The organism is Aidingimonas halophila (genome assembly GCF_900106955.1).
Lineage (GTDB): Bacteria > Pseudomonadota > Gammaproteobacteria > Pseudomonadales > Halomonadaceae > Aidingimonas > Aidingimonas halophila.
The window spans coordinates 169,125-187,313 of the sequence record NZ_FNNI01000002.1 but is presented as its reverse complement, the minus strand read 5'-3'; the positions used below and the strand labels follow the sequence as shown (position 1 = coordinate 187,313).

The window sequence follows — 18,189 nt, the reverse complement described above, 5'->3', positions numbered from 1 at the left end:
GACATCTCCCTTACTCGATGATATCGCCGCGCAACAGGTACTTGCAGACAGCCACTGTGCTGATGAAACCGAGCATGGCGATCAGCAATGCCGCTTCGAAATAGTGCTTGGTGTTGAGCCATAGCCCCAATAGTACGATCAGGGCAATGGAGTTGACATACATGGTATCCAGTGCCAGCAACCTGTCGGGTAGCGAGGGGCCGATGGTCAGTCGATAGACGTTCAGGGCCAGGGCCATCACGATCAGGGCCAGACTGATCCACAATGCGGTGTCTAGCATTCGTAGATCTCCTTGATGGGACGTTCGTAACGTTCGCGAATGGTCTCGATGAGCGCATCCTCATCGCCGACATCAAGCGCGTGGATCAGCAGGGTTCTGCCATCCATGCGTAGATTGGCCGAGACGGTGCCGGGGGTGAGGCTGATGGTATTCGCCAGCAGTGTGATGGGAAAGCGCTCTTCGAGCATCAACGGGTACTCGATGAACGCCGGACGTGTTCGCCGCCAGGGGTTGATGATCAACCATGCGACTTCCAGGTTGGCAAGGATGATGTCCTTCAGTACACGTAGTACGAAACGGAGAAGCAACCACGGTTTCTTGACTCGCGGCTGAGCATCCCAGAAACGTTGTGTCACCAATGGGATAGCAATGCCCAGGAAGGTGCCCAGGAAAATATGACCGAACGCGATGCTGCGGACCAACAATAGCCAGACGATCAGCAGCAGGATCGACAGTAGCGGGGTGGGCAGCCAAACACGTGGGGCAATCATGACTCATCTCCCTTATCGGGCAGCAACGCACGGATATGCGTTTCCGGCGTGGCCAACTGCTCTGCCGTGGCGGCGGTGTAGTCATTGATGGGGCCGGCGAAGACAACGATCAGCGGAGAAGCGGCAAGCAACCAGACGACACCGAACCATTGGCACCGAGAGACGTGGGTATGGCCGGGCGTCCCGTCCTGGCCACGCCAGAATAGGGTCGAGCCGGCTCGGGAGAGGGCTATCAGGGCACACAGTCCGGAAAGCAGCAGAATCGGCCACAACCAGAGTTGTTGATCCGGACCGGCCGATTGCAATATCAGCACCTTGCCTATGGCGCCGGAAAGCGGAGGAAGCCCGGCAATCGCAACGGCACCGAGGAAGAATAGGCCCGCTAACAGGTTAGCGTGATGCATGGGGCGTCCCTTGACCAATCGTGTGCCGGCTTTGCCTCGCTGGATGCCGATCATTTCGGCGAGCAGGAACAGGCCGCCGGTGACCAGTGTCGTGTGAATCAAATAATAGAGGAGGGCCTGCGTGGCATCGGGGGTGCGCATACCGATTCCTGCCAGCAACGTGCCTACGGAGACCAGCACCAGGTAGGCTATCAAAAGACGTAGATCCCGGGCCGCGAGTACGCCGGTTGCGGCCATTGTCAGTGTGGCCAGCGACAGCCACCAGATCCAGGGCTGATCGGGTGCCGACAGACTGCCGGCATGATCTCCGAATACCAGGTGATAGACGCGTAGAATGGCGTAGATGCCCACCTTCGTCATGATGGCGAACAACGCGGCCACCGGAGCGGGAGCCGCAGCATAGGCGCGTGGCAGCCAGAAATACAATGGCAGAATGGCTGCCTTGAGTCCGAAGACAACGAGCAGCAGCAGGGCACCGGCTCTTACCAGACCAGTGCGTTCAGGGTCGATGTCGGATAGCCGTACGGCCATGTCGGCCATGTTCAGCGTGCCTGTCGCTCCATAGAGGACCCCGACGGCGATCAAAAACAGCGATGAGCCGGCCAGGTTGAGTACCACGTAGTGCAGACCGGCCTGGATGCGGCCCTTGCCGCCGCCATGCATCAGTAGTGCGTAGGATGCCAGCAACAGCACTTCGAAGAAGACGAACAGGTTGAAAAGATCGCCGGTCAGGAAGGCCCCATTGATCCCCATCAGCTGAAGCTGGAACAGTCCGTGGAAATTGCTCCCCTCCTCGTCGACACCGGCACAGGCATAGATGACACACCCTAGCGCCAGTATCGCGGTGAGCAGAACCATCAACGCCGACAGGCGGTCCAGTACCAGGACGATACCGAAAGGAGGCCGCCAGTCACCAAGGGCATAGTAGGTCACCTCGCCACTACTTGCCGTCGTGGTCAATGCTACAGCCACGGCGATCAGCAAGATGGTGGCCAGGGCGCTCATTAAACGCTTGTGTCGACTACTGCCGGCCCGTGTGCGCAGGAGAACGATGCCGGCGATCAGGGGCAGCAGGATCGGCAGGATGATCAGATGTTGGCTCACCTGTGCTCCTCCCTGCTGTCGTCGGTCTGTCGACCGTCGACATGATCATTGCCCAGGTCGCCTCGGGCGCGCATGGCAAGGATGACCACGAAAGCGGTCATGGCGAAGCCGATGACGATGGCGGTCAGGACCAGCGCCTGGGGGAGCGGGTCGGCATAGTCGGCAAAGCCATCGAGAATGACCGCGCCGTCGGTGGTCAGGCCGCCCATCGAAAACAGAAACAGGTTGACGGCGTAAGATAGCAACGTCAGGCCAACGACCACGGGAAAGGTGCGGCCTCGTAGTATCAGAAACAGCCCACAGGCACTCATGACGCCGGTGGTAATGGCATACAGGCTTTCCATCAACGTGGCTCCTTGCTGGAAGGCTGCGGCTGCTGGGTGCCGGCTCGCGAGTCGTCTTTTCTGGGGCGATGGGGTGTCGTTACCTTGCCGAGGTTGGCCAGGATCATCAGAGTGGCACCGACCACCGCGAGGTAAACACCCAGGTCGAACAGCATCGCTGTCGCCAGTTCGAAGTCTCCCAACCATGGCAAATGGAAGTGGCCGAAGGCCGATGTCAGGAACGGATAACCGAAAACGAAGCTACCGAGTCCCGTCAACGTGGCAACGGCGACGCCGCCGATGGCAACCGGTTGATAGGGAAAGTCCAGGTGTGACTGCGTCCACTCCACTCCTCGCGCCATGTAGATCAGGATCAATGCCACGGCGGTGATCAGACCGGCGATGAATCCGCCACCCGGCTGGTTGTGGCCTCTCAGGAAAATGAAGGCCGATACCAGCAGTGCCAGCGGTAACAGCGTCTGGGAGACGCTAGTGAGGATCATCGGATATCGGTCGGGAGACCAGACACGCCCCTCACCGTCACTGTGCGGCATGAAAAGGCGCAGGCGGTTGAGCAACTTGTAGATGGCCAGGCCGGCCAGCGCGAGTACGGTGATTTCCCCCAGCGTATCGAAGCCGCGGAAGTCGACCAGGATGACATTGACCACATTATGGCCGCCACCGCCAGGAACACTGTTCTCGACGAAGAAATTGGAGATGCTGTCGATATCTCGGGTCAGCACGGCATAGTTGAGGCTGGCGATCACCATGCCCAGGCTGCCGGCCAGTGTGAGATCACGGATATTACGCTTGGCCGAGGACTCGCGCGGTGTCTTCTGTGGCAGGAAGAACAACGCCAGCATGAGCAGAATCATGGTGACGACTTCCACTGACAGCTGTGTCAGTGCCAGATCCGGGGCTGAGAAGCGGGCGAAAGTCAGCGATACGACCAGTCCAACGACCGAGAGCATCAGCAAGGAAATGAGGCGGTGGCGATGTGATACCACGGTGCCGATGGCACCGAAAATCATCAATGCCGCGCCGAGTAGCAAGATCCCGTCGACCGGGTGGGTCGCCTGTCCGCCATCCAGTCGGGGTAGTTGTACCAATCCCAATGTGGCCAGCAGTAACGCACCGCCCAGCAGCCAACTCATGTATCGCTGCAGCGAACCGTTGTCCAGGCGTCGGGTCAGCGTATGCGCGATGGATGCGATTGTCTGAATGGCTCCCTCGAAGACCAGGCGTGCGTCTATCGGAGCGAACTGTCTGACAAAACGCTTGAGGTGAATGTGGAGGCCATAGGTGGCAACTCCTGCGATGATGGCGATGAGGCTCATCAACAGGGGCAGGTTGACGCCATGCCAGATGGCAAGATGCAGTTCCGGTACCGACTCCAGCACAGCAGTACTGGCCAGTTCAAGAATGCCTGTCGCCAGCAGGGCGGGAAAGAGGCCGACGGCGATACAGATCATGACCAGCAACATGGCGGGTGCCCGCATTAGTCGCGGCGGTTCATGAGGCGTTTTCGGTGGTTGGCGCCTGGCGGGCTTGAAGAAGACGGCATGTACCAGGCGCAGCGAGTAGGCTACTGACAGAATCCCCCCCAGGGTCGCCAGCATCGGCAGCAACCAGCCGAGTCCACCCAGCAGGGGCGTATACAGCGTCTCGGCAAAGAACATTTCCTTGGACAGGAACCCATTGAGAAACGGTACGCCGGCCATCGCGGCGGCGGCGATCATGGTCACCAGAGCCGTCATGGGCATTGCATGCCGCAGTGCACCGAGCTGGTCCAGTTCACGTGTGCCGGTCTCATGGTCGATGATGCCGGCATTCATGAACATCGCGCCCTTGAAGGCGGCGTGATTGAGAATGTGGAATAGGGCCGCGACGATGGCCATGGGACTACCGATTCCCAGCAAGGCGGTAATCAGCCCGAGGTGACTGACCGTGGAGAACGCCAGAATGGCCTTGAGGTCGGTCTTGACAAGAGCGAACCAGGCGCCGTACAGAAAAGTTGCCATGCCTGTCAGGGTCACCAGCCAGGACCAAAGCAGGCTGTCGCCGATGGCTGGGTGCAGGCGGGCCATGAGGAAAATGCCGGCCTTGACCATGGTGGCCGAATGCAGATAGGCGGAGACGGGTGTCGGCGCCGCCATGGCGTGCGGGAGCCAGAAGTGGAACGGGAATTGGGCCGACTTGGTGAATGCGCCCAGCAACACGAGTACCAGCATGATCGGGTAGCGGTCGTCGGCGACGATAGCCTCGCCACTGGCGAGCACCGTGCCCATGTCGAAACTGCCCGCCATATCACCCAGCAGCAGGAGTCCTGCCAATAGAGCCAGCCCACCGGCACCCGTGACGGTCATGGCCATGCGCGCCCCTTTACGGGCATCCGTCCAATGGGACCAGAAGCCGATCAACAGGAAGGACGACAGGCTGGTCAGTTCCCAGAAGATCCACAGCAGGATGAGGTTGTCGGCCATCACGATGCCTATCATCGATGTCATGAACAGCATGAGATAGGCATAGAATCGCCCTGAGGCTTCTTCGGCAGACAGATAGTAACTGGCATAGAGAATGATCAGCAGGCCAATGCCGAGAATCAGCACGGCGAACAGCAACGAGAGACCATCCAGTCGGAATGCCAGATCAAGCCCCAGACTGGGAATCCAGGTGAGCGAGAAGTGGGGCAGCCCACCGCTCAGTAACATCGGAAGTTGGGACAGGACCAATATCAGAGCGATCACTACCGGCGTGGCCGTGGCGAGGGTGCACAGACGCCGTCCGAAGCGTTCCATCGGTACCGGAATCAGCACGCCAAGAAGTGTCAGCAAGGGAATCCATGCCAAAGTCATTTAACGATCATCCTGTCTGATCCAGCGGAAATGGGCTCACTCCCATGATGTCATCGCCTGAGTCATCATGCCGGTCTCGGCACCTCAATGCCGATTCAGAAACCAAGGTCAGTCATACTCTACCGCAAAGTGGATAGCGTCGCCGAATTGTCTGCGGACCTTGCTTTCCCTGACCGAGAATCTATAGAGTTTACCGAACCTATGACGGTTGCCGCCAAGGCTGACCGTGCCACGGGTGGTGCGACGATGGTTCGAACCGCCCAGGGAGACGACAAGGAGACTGCAGGTAATGCAACTTGCCGTATTGGGAGGGTTCGTTCTCGCGGCCTTCGCTCCACTGTTACATCGCTGGTTCGGGGAGCGGGCCGGCCTGGTCATGGCTATCCTGCCGGCGGGGCTGGCGCTGTGGCTGTTCGGGCAGCTCCCGTCAGTGGTCGCGGGTGACACGTTGGTGTTCGAGTATGCCTGGATGCCGGGGCTGGATATCACCCTGACATTTCTGCTCGATGGCTTGTCGTTGCTGTTCGCTTTACTCATCAGCGTGATCGGTGTTTTTGTCCTGGTCTATGCTGGCGGCTATCTGAAAGGGCACCAGGATCTGGCACGTTTCCATGTCGTGTTAGTCGCCTTCATGATGTCGATGCTTGGGTTGGTGCTGGCCGACAACCTGGTTGCCATGTTCGTCTTCTGGGAACTGACCAGCATCACGTCCTACCTCCTGATCGGCTTCAACCACAACGATCCCGAGGCCCGAAAATCGGCACTTCAAGGGCTGTTCGTCACGGTAGGCGGTGGCATGGCCTTGATGGCGGGACTGGTAATGTTGGCGAATGCGGGGAACAGTTGGTCACTGCAGGAACTGATCACCCGTGGTGATGCGCTGCGTCAACATGAACTGTACCTGCCCATGCTGTTATGCCTGTTGGGAGGCGCCTTTACCAAATCGGCGCAATTTCCGTTCCATTTCTGGTTACCCAATGCCATGGCGGCGCCGACACCCGTCTCCGCCTATCTGCATTCGGCCACCATGGTCAAGGCCGGTATCTACCTGATGGCCCGTTTACATCCTGCACTGGGGGGAACGGAGAGCTGGACGTTGATCCTGTCATTGTTCGGTGCCCTAACGATGGTGACCGGGGCGTTCTTGGCCCTGCGTCATACCGGCATAAAGCAGGTGCTGGCATATTCCACGGTGATGGCCTTGGGCACCCTGACCATGCTGTTGGGCATCGGTACGCAAGAAGCGCTGATCGCCTTCGCGACTTTCCTGCTGGCCCACTCCCTCTACAAGGGGGCGCTGTTCATGGTGGCCGGTATTCTCGACCATGAGACCGGTACCAAGGACATCGCCGCCATGGGCGGCTTGCGCAAGGCGATGCCCATTACCATGGTGTGTGCCGTCGTGGCGGCGTTGTCGCTGGGGGGCATCATTCCGATGCTTGGTTTCATCGGCAAGGAATTGATGCTCGAATCGGTGCTGCATGCCGAACGGTTGAACGGGTTGTTGCTGATGATGAGCCTTGCCGCGGCGATCATGACGATGGCAGCGGCGGCCATCGTGGCGCTCCGGCCTTTCTTCGGTAGCTGGAAAGACACGCCCAGATCGCCACATGAGGGGCCGGTTTCAATGCTGGCGGGACCGGCAACGCTGGCGACCTTGTCATTGTTGTTCGGCCTGTTGCCATCATGGGTCAGTCCCTTGGTCATGGCTACGGCCTCGAGTGTCGAGGGTAGCGCCGTCGACTCCTATCTGGCGCTTTGGCATGGTGTGAACCTGCCGCTGATCCTGTCGTTGATCAGCTTGGCGGTCGGCCTCTTGATCTATCGCCATTGGGAGCGTTGGCGCGACTGGCAAGGACGCCTCGACCCGATACTTAATCGCGGTCCCGAAGCCTGCTATTTCCTGTTGATGAATCTGATCGTCGTCGTTTCCGAATGGCAGACCCGTATGCTGCAGAATGGTTACATTCGCAATTATCTGGTCATGACGCTGCTCGTGTTGGTGGGGCTGACATCGCATGCGCTGGTCTACCGTCATGACCTGGTACTGGATGTCAGCCTGGATGTGCGTGCTCACGAAGCCCTGGTCGCCGGACTGATGGTGGCCGGTGCGGTGACTGCCTGCATCATGCGTTCGCGCCTGGCTTCGGTAGCCGCTGTTGGCACCATGGGGTTTTGTATCGCCTTGACGTTCGTGCTCTTCAGTGCCCCGGATCTCGGTATCACCCAAATGCTGGTCGAAACGCTGACCGTCATCCTGTTGATCCTGGTGTTGTTCCGTTTGCCTCGTTTCGCCACGTTGTCGACACCGTTGGAACGAGTGAGGGATGTCGTGGTCGCGCTGGCGACCGGTGGCCTGATCACTGTCTTGATACTGGCCGTCATCAGTGGCGAGCAACTGCCGAGTATTTCCGATTACATGGTGGCCAACAGTGTGCCGGAAGGGCATGGTCACAATATCGTCAATGTCATTCTGGTCGATTTCAGGGCGCTGGATACGCTAGGAGAGATTTTCGTGCTGGCGCTGGCGGCTATCGGTGTATATGCCATGCTGCGTTTCCATGCCGACGAGTACGATGCCGCCAAGCAGCGGCTGCCTCACGAGGAGTATCTCGATGGTTAAGTCAGGGACATTGATTCTGAGTGTGGCGGCGCGGTTATTGATGCCGCTGCAACTGCTGTTCTCGCTGTTTCTGTTGTTGAGAGGCCACGACGAGCCTGGTGGTGGCTTCATTGCAGGGTTAGTGGCGGCCGGGGCATTTGCTCTCTATCTGTTCGCTTATGGACTGACGGCGACCCGGGCCATGCTACGCGTTTCACCGCGCGACCTGGTGGGGTTGGGACTGTTTCTAGGCGTGCTGTCGACACTACCTGCCTGGTGGAACGATCAGGCATTCTTTACGGCACAGTGGTGGACGATTCCGCTGATCGACTACAAATTTTCGACGCCGCTGATCTTCGATATCGGCGTCTACCTGGTGGTTCTGGGGTCGGTGCTGACGGCCGTTGTGGCGCTAGTGGAAAATGACCCGGATTGAGACGGAACGAAGGGGACGCTTATGGAACCGTTGATGGCCGTGGTGATCGGCATCCTTTATGCCACGGCAATTTATATGATGTTGCGGCGATCCATCGTCAAGCTGGTGATCGGTCTGATGCTGCTCTCCAATGCTGCCAACCTGCTGATCTTCACCTCGGCCGGCATGACGCGTGGCGCCCCTCCCTTGATCCCCGAGGGGGCCAGTGAGCCCTTGAGGCAGGTCGCAGACCCGCTGCCACAGGCGTTGGTGTTGACGGCGATCGTCATTGCCTTCGGAGTACTCTCCTTTGCCGTAGTATTGATTCGCCGCGCCTATGAAATCGTCAAGGCGGATGACCTCGACAAGATGAAGGATACCGACACGTGAGGCCTGAAGTCGCACTCCCCATTCTCATCCCGTTGATGGCCGGTGCCACGTCGCTGCTGTTCTGGCGGCTACGCTTGGCGCAACGCCTGTTAGCCGTCGGTGGGACGGGCGCCCTGCTGCTGACCAGTCTATGGCTACTGCATTCCGTGAGTCGCGACGGAATTCTGGTAATGCAGATGGGCGATTGGCCCGCGCCTTTCGGGATCAGTCTCGTCGCCGATCTGTTCGGCGCCATCATGGTCGTACTGACCGGCATCATCGGTTTCGCCGTGGCGTTGTACTCCTTGGCCACCATAGGTCGTGGGCACGAAGCCTTCGGCTATTTTCCGCTGATGCACTTGCTGCTGGCCGGTGTGGCCGGGGCATTCCTCACCGGCGACATCTTCAATCTCTATGTCTGGTTCGAGGTCATGCTGGTGGCGTCATTTGCGCTGCTGATCCTGGGCAGCGAAAAGGCGCAGATGGAGGGCGCGATCAAGTATGTCACGCTCAACCTGCTGTCGTCGGTGATTTTTCTGTCTGCTGTCGGCCTGCTGTATGGCATGGTCGGGACGCTCAACATGGCGGATATCGCCCAACGGCTTTCGCAGGTCGAAGAGAGCGGCATGATCGACGTCCTGGCAGTCATGTTCATGGTGGCCTTCGGCATCAAGGCCGCCGCTTTTCCGCTGTTCTTCTGGCTACCGGCGTCCTATCACACCCCGCCGGTCGCGGTTTCGGCGCTGTTTGCCGGATTGTTGACCAAGGTCGGGGTCTATGCCCTGTTTCGTGTCTTCACGCTGATCTTTCACCAGAACCCGGGATATACCCATGAAATTCTGGTATGGGGTGCCGGTCTGACCATGTTGTCCGGGGTGTTGGGAGCGGCTGCGCAGTACGAGTTCCGGCGTATCCTGTCCTTCCATATCGTCAGTCAAATCGGTTACATGATCCTGGGATTGGCACTGTTCACGCCCTTGGCGTTGATCGGCGGTGTGTTCTATATCATGCACCATATCATCGTGAAGACGAATCTGTTCCTGGTCAGCGGCTTCGTCAATCGCCTGCGGGGAAGCTATGATCTGAAGAAGCTTGGCGGTTTGTATCGTACCCATCCCTGGCTGGCGATTCTATTCCTGATACCTGCACTGTCCCTGGCCGGTATGCCGCCTCTGTCAGGATTCTTCGCCAAATTCATCGTCATTCGTGCGGGCATTGAAGCTGAGGCCTATGGAGTCACTTTCATCGCCTTGCTGGTCGGACTGCTGACACTCTACTCGATGATCAAGATCTGGGCCGAAGTCTTCTGGAAGTCGCCACCAGAACCGGGAGAGAATGAGCCTGAATTGGCACCGGTCAGCCAGCGCGAGATGTGGCAGCTCTATGCCCCGATCGTGGGGCTGGCGTTATGCACGGTATTCATCGGTCTCAATGGTCAGCCGATTTACGAGCTGGCGTCGGCGTCGGCGGACCAATTGCTCGATCCGACGCGTTATATTGATGCCGTCATGAGCGATTCGGGGGAGGTGGCGCCATGATTGGGGCGGTCTGGAATTTGCTGCTGGCCCTCGCCTGGGTTGTCCTGACCGGCGATTTCAGTGGCCTCAATCTGCTCGCCGGGGTGGTGTTCGGGTACCTGACACTGGCCTTGATCCAATCACAGGTCGAGGTGCTGGATGGTTATGCGCAACGTGTTCCCCGATTGATCATGTTCGTGGGCTTTTTCCTGAGTGAATTGATCAAGGCCAATCTGCGAGTCGCTTTCGATATATTGACGCCGCCCTGGTACATGAAGCCCGGGGTCATCGCCATGCCGCTTCGAGCGCGCACGGAGGTGGAAATCGCATTCGTTGCCAACCTCGTATCGTTGACACCGGGGACCTTGAGTCTGGACGTATCGGATGATCGTCGGGTGCTGTACATCCATGCCATGTTCCTTGATGACGAAGAGGAACTGCGTCAAAGCCTTGCCGAGATGGAGCGCCGAGCCCTGGCGCTGTTCCGGTAAATCGACCACTGGCATCGCTTGGAGGAGTCGTTTGGATATCGTGATCACCATAACGCTCGTGATGATGGCCGTCTCGTTGTGCTTGGCGTTCATTCGTCTTGTCATGGGACCCTCGCTTCCCGATCGTGTCGTTGCACTGGAGTTGTTGTCGACATTGATCGTAGGGATCATCGGCGTCATTGCCATTGCCACGGATGTTGCCAGTTTCCTGGATGTCACCATCGTCATGGCATTGATGGCGTTTCTCGCGACCATTGGTTTCGCTCGCTTCCTGGAGCGAGGAGGGCCGCGAGATGATTGACGTACTCAAGAGCATCCTGATGCTCACGGGGGCATCCTTCATGCTGCTTGCCGTCGTGGGTCTACTGCGCTTGCCGGATCTATTGACCCGGCTCCATGCCACCACCAAGGCGGCGACGTTAGGGGTGGCCATGGTCATGGTCGCCGTGGCGTTGCATTTTGCTCAGGTTGCCGTCGTGGCCAGGGCATTCGGTGTGATTCTGTTCCTGCTGATGACCGCTCCCGTGGCAGCCCATGTCATCGGTCGAGCCGGATATTTCGTGGGGTCACGCCTGTGGAATGGTACGATCAAGGACGAGCTCCGACCGCATTACGACCCCATTACCCATGAGCTGAGGAGCGGTCTCGAGGGCGATGAGCTCGTTGAAGGTGGGATGGTAATTGATCCCGCCCAAACGCAAACGACTGATTCGTCGGACGACGAAGAGACTTCCAGCCAACAATCGGGATGACAAGGATGATCATACGCCATGCGGTGCTTGCATTGGCCCTATGTGTGGGGTTGATCGGCTGCCAGACGCTGGCGCGGGAAGACGCCGGCGCGGATGAGGATGCCGTCGTTTCCGGCGACGCTTCACCGTCGACGGAGGCCGCGACAGAGGAGGGTGAGACAGCGGAGGAGAGTGGCGATGATGTCGACGCGGCCGAGGATTTCGATTCCTGGGTTGCCGCGTTCCGACTGGAGGCGGCCCGGGAAGGGATCGACGAGCCTGTCCTGTCTGAGGCTTTTGATACGGCAAGGTATCAACCACGGGTCGTGGAGCTCGACCGTTCGCAGCCCGAATTCGTACGTCCGATATGGGATTATCTGGATAGCGCCGTGTCTGAGACACGCGTCGAGAGCGGTCGCGAGCGTCTGGCCGAGTACCGCAATACCGCAAGGCGCGTCGAGCAGCGTTATGGTGTGCCTGCCGAGATCATCGTCGCGATCTGGGGGATCGAAAGCAATTACGGTGGCAATTTTGGCGACTTTTCCACTGTTGAGGCGTTGGCAACCCTGGCCTATGACGGTCGACGTCCCGAGTTTGCTCGCCGTGAACTGATGTCGGCGTTGCGTATCCTTCAGCGCGGTGATATCGAACCACAACAGATGCGTGGTTCCTGGGCCGGTGCCATGGGGCATACTCAATTCCTGCCGACGAGTTTCGAGCGCTATGCCGTGGATGCCGATGAGGACGGACGTCGCGATATCTGGAACAGTATCCCAGATGTCTTGGCATCGACGGCTCACTACCTCGACGAGGCCGGTTGGCGTTCCGGCGAACCCTGGGGGGTGGAGGTGGCGCTGGACAGTGATTTTGACTATGCCTTGGCGGGATCGGATACTCGTCGTTCCAGTGGGGAGTGGGCGTCTTCCGGGGTCCGTCCTTTAGAGGGCGAGTCTCTGCCCGATCTCAGCGAGGCCTCCCTGCTGATCCCTGCCGGTGCCGAGGGGCCGGCGTTCATGGTCGGTCCCAATTTTCGTGCCATCCTGCGTTACAACAATGCCACCAGTTATGCGCTGGCGGTCGGTGTGCTGTCGCAACGGATCGCGGGTGAAAGCGGCATAGAACAGTCCTGGCCACGCCATGAGCAGCCACTGTCACGGCAAGATGTGCGTGACATGCAGCGATTGCTCAACCGCCTTGGTCACGATGCCGGCACACCGGATGGCGTGCTCGGCCCCAATACGCGGAAGGGACTGCGTGATTTCCAGCGGCGTATCGGAGAAACACCTGACGGATTCGCGACTCAACGTCTACTCGAGAGATTGCGTGATCGGTCAAGCGAGACGGGAGAGTAGGGCGATGACTGCGGTTTCCACACGCAGTATACGTTCGCCCAGATGGATGCCCTGGCAGCCGACATCCAGCAATGTGTCGACCTCGTAGTCGATGAAACCGCCCTCCGGGCCCACGACCAGTATGGTGGGGTGCTCGATACCCCGGGGACAGGGTGCCGGCGTGCCGGGATGGGCCAATAGTCCCTGACGCTCGTCGAGCCAGCCTGCAAGCCGATCTTCCACGAAGGGTTTGAAACGTGGCTCCAGGGAGACCGAAGGAAGACGGGTATCGCGTGCCTGTTCCAGTCCCAGTACCAGATGCTGGTGTATCTTGTCCGGGTGAAGTTCCGGGGATTGCCAATAACTTTTCTCGACGCGTCGTGTGTGCATCAGGGTGATCGATTTCACGCCCAAGGCAGTGACATGCTCCAGCGTGCGGGCCAGCATTCGTGGCCGGGGAAGAGCGAGGATCAGCTCGATTGGCAGAGGCGCCGGTGGTGCCTGATCCAGGGCCTCGAATTCGAATACGGCACGCTGGCCGGAAAACTCGGTCAAACGACCTCGTCCGATGCCGCCTTCGCGTCGCCCCAGGGTCAAGGTGTCGCCAATCTCGACGTGGTGGACATCGTGTAGATGTTGCAAGCGGCGCGGGTCGCGAATACACGCCTGGTGTCGGTCAAGGAAGTCGGTGTCATCGAGCAGTATCAGATTCATGGGCGACTCGGACAGAACATGGTTTGGCTTGAAGCGTGGCGCAGTGCAAAATACCCGAACCAAGCCAGTTTCGAACAACGAAGATAATAGGAGCGGCGCCGTGCGCGTGATTCGCAAATATGCCAACCGTAGACTCTATGATACCGAACAGAGTCGCTATGTAACCCTCGAGGATTTGAGACGTCTGATACTCGACGAGGTACCGTTCCGGGTCGAAGATGCGAAAAGCGGCGAGGACCTGACCCGGACCATTCTATTGTCGATCATTATCGAACAGGAGCAGGCCGACAGTGAAGCCGAGGTGTTCTCCAACGACCTTCTGCAGCAATTGATCCGTGTCTATGCCATGTCCCAGCCTCTGCCGCTGGCACACTATCTCGAACAGGGCACACGATTGATGCTGGAGCAACAGGAGCGTATGCAGGACCAGTGGCAGCAGGCCATGCGGAACTCTCCCATGGAGGTGATGCGAGAGCTGGCTGAGGAAAACATGCGCTTCTGGCAGAAGACCTTCAATCAGCGCCCCGATCAGGACGATGATGACAAGTCGTGACGTGTGAGTCTGATGGTCCCCGAACTGCAGACGGTGGCGCGGTGTCGCACGCGCGCAGTGGCCCGGGTTTTCTGGCATAATACCCGGCTTTTCCATACCAGTGTCGAACAGTAGCAAGGGTTTCGGATGAAGGTTCTGATCATCGGCGGCGGCGGCCGCGAGCATGCGTTGGCTTGGAAAGTGGCACAGTCGCCGCGAGTCACTCGTGTCTATGTGGCACCGGGAAATGCGGGAACGGCACGGGAGCCGGGCATTGTCAATGTCGCGATCGGGGCCGAGTCGATCGCGGAGCTGGAAACCTTCGCTCGCGACGAGTCTATCGACCTGACCATTGTCGGGCCCGAAGCCCCGCTTGTGGCTGGTGTGGTGGATCGTTTCCAGGCGGCCGGACTGACCATTTTCGGGCCGACCCGTGCGGCTGCCCAGCTCGAGGGGTCCAAGTCGTTCGCCAAGGATTTCCTGGCACGCCATCGAATCCCCACGGCCGACTATGCCACCTTCACTGAATTGACCCCGGCGCTTGAGTATCTCGCCCGCAAGGGGACCCCTATTGTTATCAAGGCGGATGGCTTGGCGGCCGGAAAGGGCGTGATCGTGGCGACGAGCGAGTCTCAGGCCGAGGCTGCAGTGCGTGACATGCTGGAAGACAACGCCTTCGGCGATGCCGGTGCCCGCGTCGTGATCGAGGAGTTTCTGGAAGGGGAAGAGGCCAGCTTTATCGCCATGGTTGATGGCGGCACCATCCTTCCCATGGCCACCAGCCAGGACCACAAGCGCGCTCTGGACAATGATCAAGGGGCCAATACCGGCGGAATGGGCGCGTATTCTCCAGCTCCGGTGGTGACCGATGAGGTGCATCGACGCATCATGGAGGACGTGATTCGGCCCACGGTGGAGAGCATGGCAGCCGATGGGCACCCCTACACCGGGTTTCTGTATGCCGGTTTGATGATCACGGCGGATGGCATGCCCAAGGTCATCGAGTACAACTGTCGGTTCGGTGATCCCGAGACTCAGCCCATCATGCTGCGTCTGACATCGGATCTAGCGTCGCTGTGCCTTGCCGGCGCTCGCGGTGAGTTGGCGGGTTGTCGGTGTGATTGGGATACCCGTGCCGCCGTCGGTGTGGTGCTGGCAGCGGGGGGGTATCCCGGTAGCTACCGCAAGGGCGACCCCATCAATGGTCTGGAAGCTGCAGAAGCCGCGGGGTGTCGCGTCTTCCACGCCGGCACGTCGCAAGACGACCAAGGTCGGGTCGTCACCAGTGGGGGGCGCGTGCTATGTGTGACGGCCTTGGGAGAGAGTGTATCCGAGGCTCGTGATCTTGCCTATCACGGGGCTGATGCCATCTCCTGGCCTGACGTACATTATCGTCGGGATATCGCTCATCGGGCCATTGCACGTCAGGCCTGATCGAAGGTTACGGAGACACCGTTATGCAGATGAAGGGGCGTTAGAATGTCGCGCGAATATCCGGTCATTGCCGTGACCGGCTCGTCGGGCGCCGGCACCACGACGGTCAGGCGCACATTCGAGCGTATGTTCGCTCGCGAGGACGTTCATGCCGCTTTCGTCGATGGCGATGCCTTCCATCGCTATACCAAGGACGAGCTGGCGCGAATCTTCCGCGAGGAACCCGAGCGCAAGGATGAGCTTTCGCATTTTGCTGTCGAGGCCAATTTACTGGATCGGCTTGAGGCCTTGTTCCAGGAATATGGTGAGCACGGTACCGGAACCTACCGTCATTATGTGCATGCTGAAGACCGCCGCTTGGTAGAAGGGGGGCATCAGGTCGGCACCTTCACCGATTGGCAGTCCTTGCCATGTGGTACCGACCTGCTGTTCTACGAGGGATTGCATGGCGGCCTGGTGACCGCCGATCACGATATCGCACGTCACGTCGACCTGCTGGTGGGTGTCGCGCCGACGATGAATCTGGAGTGGATACAGAAGATCGATCGCGATACCAAGCTGCGAGGCTACTCCCAGGAAGCGGTAATCGATACGATCCTGGGGCGCATGCACGACTATGTGCGCTATATCCAGCCACAGTTCTCACGTTCCCATATCAATTTCCAGCGTGTACCAACCGTGGATACGTCCAATCCGTTTGAAGTCCAGGATATCCCGACCGATGCCGAATCGTTCGTCGTGGTGCGTTTTCGCGATCCGTCGACCGTGGATTTCCCTTATTTGCTGGCGATGATCCAGGATGCTTTCATGAGTCGGCCCCACACACTGGTAGTGCCCGGTTCGCGCCTTTCGCTGGCAATGGAGCTGATCCTGGGCCCATTGGTACGACAGTTGCTCAGTCAGCGGCGGTTTCGCTGATTCCGGTGCCGGGGTTATTCTGCCCCGTGTCATAATCTGTTTCATCGATAAACGGGAGAACGGTCATGGACTGCCTGTTTTGCAAGATCATCAATCGCGAGATCCCCGGCGACATCGTCTATGAGGATGATGATGTTCTGGCCTTCAACGATATCAATCCTCAGGCACCGACCCATGTTCTGATCATCCCCAAGCAGCATATCGCCACGCTCAATGATCTCACGGAATCCGATCAGGCGTTGATCGGGCGCATGACGCATACGGCGGCATCTCTGGCCAAGGAGAAAGGGTTTGCCGATGATGGTTATCGGGTGGTGATGAACTGCAATGAAAAAGGTGGCCAAACGGTCTATCATATTCATATGCACCTGATGGGCGGTCGCGGCTTTACCTGGCCGGCTGGGTAGTCGGCGCTTCACGAGACAGCTCGTGACAGCTTCCAAGTGAGCGACGCATCAGTGCATCGTATTCGAGCCGCTTCGGGATACCGGAGCGGCTCGTTCGTTCCTGGCGCTTTTTCACCGACCTGCCCTCGAGTAGACTGTGGGCACGCAGCAGAAACGAGGCTCAGACATGACCCGCCAGCTCTCCCGTGCCGATAATCTGATTCATCAGTTCGATACGATACTGCGAACGCTGGTGCCGCATGCCGCGCGTCCATCACGCCCTTCACCGGCGGCCAATCTCGAAGAGACGCCGATGAATGAAGCGGATCGGGAACATGTCGTGGGTCTGATGCGGATCAATCACACCGGCGAGGTGTGTGCCCAGGCGCTCTATCAGGGGCAAGGGTTGACTGCCAAGCTGCCCGATACGCGCGAGCAGATGGAGCAAGCCGCTCAGGAGGAAATCGACCACCTGGCCTGGTGTGACGCCCGTATCGAGGAGCTCGACGGACGCACCAGTCTGCTCAATCCTGCTTTCTACATGGCGTCCTTTGGACTTGGAGCCATTGCCGGTGCCGTTGGCGATCGGATCAGCCTGGGATTCGTGGCGGCTACCGAAGAACAGGTCGGCAAGCACCTAGACGATCATTTGCAGAAATTGCCGACCGATGATCGCCGTTCGCGGGCGATCCTCGAGCAGATGCGAGAGGATGAAGCGCATCACGAGCGCTGGGCTCTGGAAGCCGGCGGGACGCGCTTTCCGTTACCGGTCAAGCTGGGGATGCGCCTCATGTCGAAAGTGATGACGAAGAGTGTCTATCGTCTCTGAGGCGCAGCCCCGCCACGTTTGAACGTCATGCTTCGATGATCGTGTAGTCGTGGGTGATCTCCACGCCGCCTTGCGCCAGCATGATGGAAGCGCTGCAATACTTCTCGGCCGAGAGAGAGACGGCACGTTTGACCTGCGCGTCTTTCAGGCCCTTTCCCGTCACCTTGAAATGAACATGAATGTGCGTGAAAACGCTTGGTACACTGTCGGCACGTTCCGCCTCGATCTCAGCGATACAGTCGGTTACCGGTGCCCGGGATTTCTCCAGTATTTCCATGACATCGAACGAGGTGCAGGCGCCCAGTCCCATCAGCATCATTTCCATCGGGCGCGGTCCGGTGTTTCGTCCGCCATGATCGGGCGGACCGTCGATCACGACGCTATGCCCGCTTCCGGATTCGGCGACGAATTGGCGTCCATCCGTCCATTTGACACTCGCTTGCATCGAAGGGCTTCCTTTGGT

General features: G+C 59.0%; 20 protein-coding genes. 13 read left to right on the top strand and 7 right to left on the bottom strand.

All coding sequences use genetic code 11. From position 1 onward, the window contains the following. Positions 1–10: 10 nt before the first annotated feature. From BLW01_RS04180 to BLW01_RS04160, 5 genes are read right to left on the bottom strand one after another with little or no spacing between them, the layout of a single operon-like run. Entirely contained in the window at positions 11–280 is a 270-nt protein-coding gene (locus BLW01_RS04180) for a K+/H+ antiporter subunit F (RefSeq protein ID WP_092568255.1), read from the bottom strand. After that, positions 274–771 carry a Na+/H+ antiporter subunit E gene (locus tag BLW01_RS04175; protein ID WP_092568254.1) on the bottom strand — a complete coding sequence of 166 codons (498 nt, stop codon included), beginning with the start codon at positions 769–771 and terminating at the stop codon, positions 274–276. The genes BLW01_RS04180 and BLW01_RS04175 overlap by 7 nt, the downstream gene beginning before the upstream one ends. Further along, positions 768–2,279, bottom strand: a complete 1,512-nt coding sequence (locus tag BLW01_RS04170; RefSeq protein WP_092568253.1) for a monovalent cation/H+ antiporter subunit D — start codon at positions 2,277–2,279, stop codon at positions 768–770. The genes BLW01_RS04175 and BLW01_RS04170 overlap by 4 nt, the downstream gene beginning before the upstream one ends. Beyond that, the gene (locus BLW01_RS04165) at positions 2,276–2,623 is read right to left on the bottom strand and encodes a Na+/H+ antiporter subunit C (RefSeq protein ID WP_092568252.1); all 348 of its coding nucleotides are present in this window, start codon (positions 2,621–2,623) and stop codon (positions 2,276–2,278) included. Before BLW01_RS04165 ends, BLW01_RS04170 begins: the two co-directional genes overlap by 4 nt. Next, entirely contained in the window at positions 2,623–5,457 is a 2,835-nt protein-coding gene (locus BLW01_RS04160) for a monovalent cation/H+ antiporter subunit A (protein ID WP_092568251.1), read from the bottom strand. Before BLW01_RS04160 ends, BLW01_RS04165 begins: the two co-directional genes overlap by 1 nt. A 289-nt stretch (positions 5,458–5,746) precedes the next feature. Between BLW01_RS04160 and BLW01_RS04155 the strand changes: the two genes are divergently transcribed. Genes BLW01_RS04155 through BLW01_RS04120 form a run of 8 tightly spaced genes read left to right on the top strand, consistent with a single transcriptional unit; the run spans position 5,747 to position 12,934 of the window. Next, positions 5,747–8,080 (top strand): putative monovalent cation/H+ antiporter subunit A, encoded by a 2,334-nt coding sequence (locus tag BLW01_RS04155; protein WP_092568250.1) that lies wholly within the window; start codon positions 5,747–5,749, stop codon positions 8,078–8,080. After that, on the top strand, positions 8,073–8,495 hold the full coding sequence (locus BLW01_RS04150) for a Na+/H+ antiporter subunit B (RefSeq protein WP_092568249.1): 423 nt from the start codon (positions 8,073–8,075) through the stop codon (positions 8,493–8,495). The genes BLW01_RS04155 and BLW01_RS04150 overlap by 8 nt, the downstream gene beginning before the upstream one ends. 21 nt (positions 8,496–8,516) lie before the next feature. Further along, positions 8,517–8,864, top strand: coding sequence for a Na+/H+ antiporter subunit C (locus BLW01_RS04145; protein WP_092568248.1), 348 nt, complete (start codon positions 8,517–8,519; stop codon positions 8,862–8,864). Beyond that, positions 8,861–10,381, top strand: coding sequence for a Na+/H+ antiporter subunit D (locus BLW01_RS04140; RefSeq protein ID WP_092568247.1), 1,521 nt, complete (start codon positions 8,861–8,863; stop codon positions 10,379–10,381). The genes BLW01_RS04145 and BLW01_RS04140 overlap by 4 nt, the downstream gene beginning before the upstream one ends. Beyond that, positions 10,378–10,851 (top strand): Na+/H+ antiporter subunit E, encoded by a 474-nt coding sequence (locus BLW01_RS04135; protein WP_092568246.1) that lies wholly within the window; start codon positions 10,378–10,380, stop codon positions 10,849–10,851. The genes BLW01_RS04140 and BLW01_RS04135 overlap by 4 nt, the downstream gene beginning before the upstream one ends. Positions 10,852–10,882: 31 nt before the next feature. Continuing rightward, complete coding sequence (locus BLW01_RS04130) at positions 10,883–11,152, top strand: MrpF/PhaF family protein (RefSeq protein ID WP_092568245.1); 270 nt, start codon at positions 10,883–10,885, stop codon at positions 11,150–11,152. Further along, the gene (gene mnhG / locus BLW01_RS04125; RefSeq protein WP_092568244.1) at positions 11,145–11,603 is read left to right on the top strand and encodes a monovalent cation/H(+) antiporter subunit G; all 459 of its coding nucleotides are present in this window, start codon (positions 11,145–11,147) and stop codon (positions 11,601–11,603) included. Before BLW01_RS04130 ends, mnhG begins: the two co-directional genes overlap by 8 nt. A 5-nt stretch (positions 11,604–11,608) precedes the next feature. Beyond that, on the top strand, positions 11,609–12,934 hold the full coding sequence (locus BLW01_RS04120) for a lytic murein transglycosylase (protein ID WP_373294033.1): 1,326 nt from the start codon (positions 11,609–11,611) through the stop codon (positions 12,932–12,934). On the opposite strand, the gene BLW01_RS04115 is transcribed toward BLW01_RS04120, so the two are convergent. Beyond that, the gene (locus BLW01_RS04115; protein WP_092568242.1) at positions 12,914–13,627 is read right to left on the bottom strand and encodes a 16S rRNA (uracil(1498)-N(3))-methyltransferase; all 714 of its coding nucleotides are present in this window, start codon (positions 13,625–13,627) and stop codon (positions 12,914–12,916) included. The two genes, BLW01_RS04120 and BLW01_RS04115, sit on opposite strands and share 21 nt — an antisense overlap. Positions 13,628–13,727: 100 nt before the next feature. Here BLW01_RS04115 and phaR point away from each other — a divergent pair, with 100 nt between their 5' ends. The 5 genes from phaR (at position 13,728) to coq7 (ending at position 17,726) form a co-directional block, all read left to right on the top strand. Then, positions 13,728–14,180, top strand: coding sequence for a polyhydroxyalkanoate synthesis repressor PhaR (gene phaR, locus BLW01_RS04110; RefSeq protein WP_092568568.1), 453 nt, complete (start codon positions 13,728–13,730; stop codon positions 14,178–14,180). A 126-nt stretch (positions 14,181–14,306) separates the two neighbouring features. Further along, complete coding sequence (gene purD / locus BLW01_RS04105) at positions 14,307–15,593, top strand: phosphoribosylamine--glycine ligase (protein WP_092568241.1); 1,287 nt, start codon at positions 14,307–14,309, stop codon at positions 15,591–15,593. A gap of 45 nt (positions 15,594–15,638) precedes the next feature. Further along, positions 15,639–16,511 carry a phosphoribulokinase gene (locus tag BLW01_RS04100; protein WP_092568240.1) on the top strand — a complete coding sequence of 291 codons (873 nt, stop codon included), beginning with the start codon at positions 15,639–15,641 and terminating at the stop codon, positions 16,509–16,511. A 65-nt stretch (positions 16,512–16,576) separates the two neighbouring features. Then, positions 16,577–16,918: a histidine triad nucleotide-binding protein gene (locus tag BLW01_RS04095; protein WP_092568239.1), complete on the top strand. Its 342-nt coding sequence runs from the start codon at positions 16,577–16,579 to the stop codon at positions 16,916–16,918. A gap of 166 nt (positions 16,919–17,084) precedes the next feature. Further along, a complete protein-coding gene (gene coq7, locus BLW01_RS04090) occupies positions 17,085–17,726 on the top strand; it encodes a 2-polyprenyl-3-methyl-6-methoxy-1,4-benzoquinone monooxygenase (RefSeq protein WP_092568238.1) in 642 nt (213 codons plus the stop codon). A gap of 25 nt (positions 17,727–17,751) precedes the next feature. On the opposite strand, the gene BLW01_RS04085 is transcribed toward coq7, so the two are convergent. Then, a complete protein-coding gene (locus BLW01_RS04085) occupies positions 17,752–18,171 on the bottom strand; it encodes an OsmC family protein (RefSeq protein ID WP_092568237.1) in 420 nt (139 codons plus the stop codon). Between the last annotated feature and the right edge of the window lie 18 nt (positions 18,172–18,189).

What these genes read in the sequence shown, in the direction of transcription:
- BLW01_RS04165 (WP_092568252.1), bottom strand. Translation starts at nt 2,623, where the DNA reads ATGGAAAGCCTGTATGCCATTACCACCGGCGTCATGAGTGCCTGTGGG.
- BLW01_RS04115 (WP_092568242.1), bottom strand. Translation starts at nt 13,627, where the DNA reads ATGAATCTGATACTGCTCGATGACACCGACTTCCTTGACCGACACCAG.
- BLW01_RS04145 (WP_092568248.1), top strand. Translation starts at nt 8,517, where the DNA reads ATGGAACCGTTGATGGCCGTGGTGATCGGCATCCTTTATGCCACGGCA.
- BLW01_RS04095 (WP_092568239.1), top strand. Translation starts at nt 16,577, where the DNA reads ATGGACTGCCTGTTTTGCAAGATCATCAATCGCGAGATCCCCGGCGAC.
- BLW01_RS04100 (WP_092568240.1), top strand. Translation starts at nt 15,639, where the DNA reads ATGTCGCGCGAATATCCGGTCATTGCCGTGACCGGCTCGTCGGGCGCC.
- mnhG (WP_092568244.1), top strand. Translation starts at nt 11,145, where the DNA reads ATGATTGACGTACTCAAGAGCATCCTGATGCTCACGGGGGCATCCTTC.
- BLW01_RS04155 (WP_092568250.1), top strand. Translation starts at nt 5,747, where the DNA reads ATGCAACTTGCCGTATTGGGAGGGTTCGTTCTCGCGGCCTTCGCTCCA.
- BLW01_RS04160 (WP_092568251.1), bottom strand. Translation starts at nt 5,457, where the DNA reads ATGACTTTGGCATGGATTCCCTTGCTGACACTTCTTGGCGTGCTGATT.
- purD (WP_092568241.1), top strand. Translation starts at nt 14,307, where the DNA reads ATGAAGGTTCTGATCATCGGCGGCGGCGGCCGCGAGCATGCGTTGGCT.
- BLW01_RS04135 (WP_092568246.1), top strand. Translation starts at nt 10,378, where the DNA reads ATGATTGGGGCGGTCTGGAATTTGCTGCTGGCCCTCGCCTGGGTTGTC.
- coq7 (WP_092568238.1), top strand. Translation starts at nt 17,085, where the DNA reads ATGACCCGCCAGCTCTCCCGTGCCGATAATCTGATTCATCAGTTCGAT.
- BLW01_RS04150 (WP_092568249.1), top strand. Translation starts at nt 8,073, where the DNA reads ATGGTTAAGTCAGGGACATTGATTCTGAGTGTGGCGGCGCGGTTATTG.
- BLW01_RS04175 (WP_092568254.1), bottom strand. Translation starts at nt 771, where the DNA reads ATGATTGCCCCACGTGTTTGGCTGCCCACCCCGCTACTGTCGATCCTG.
- BLW01_RS04180 (WP_092568255.1), bottom strand. Translation starts at nt 280, where the DNA reads ATGCTAGACACCGCATTGTGGATCAGTCTGGCCCTGATCGTGATGGCC.
- BLW01_RS04085 (WP_092568237.1), bottom strand. Translation starts at nt 18,171, where the DNA reads ATGCAAGCGAGTGTCAAATGGACGGATGGACGCCAATTCGTCGCCGAA.
- BLW01_RS04120 (WP_373294033.1), top strand. Translation starts at nt 11,609, where the DNA reads ATGATCATACGCCATGCGGTGCTTGCATTGGCCCTATGTGTGGGGTTG.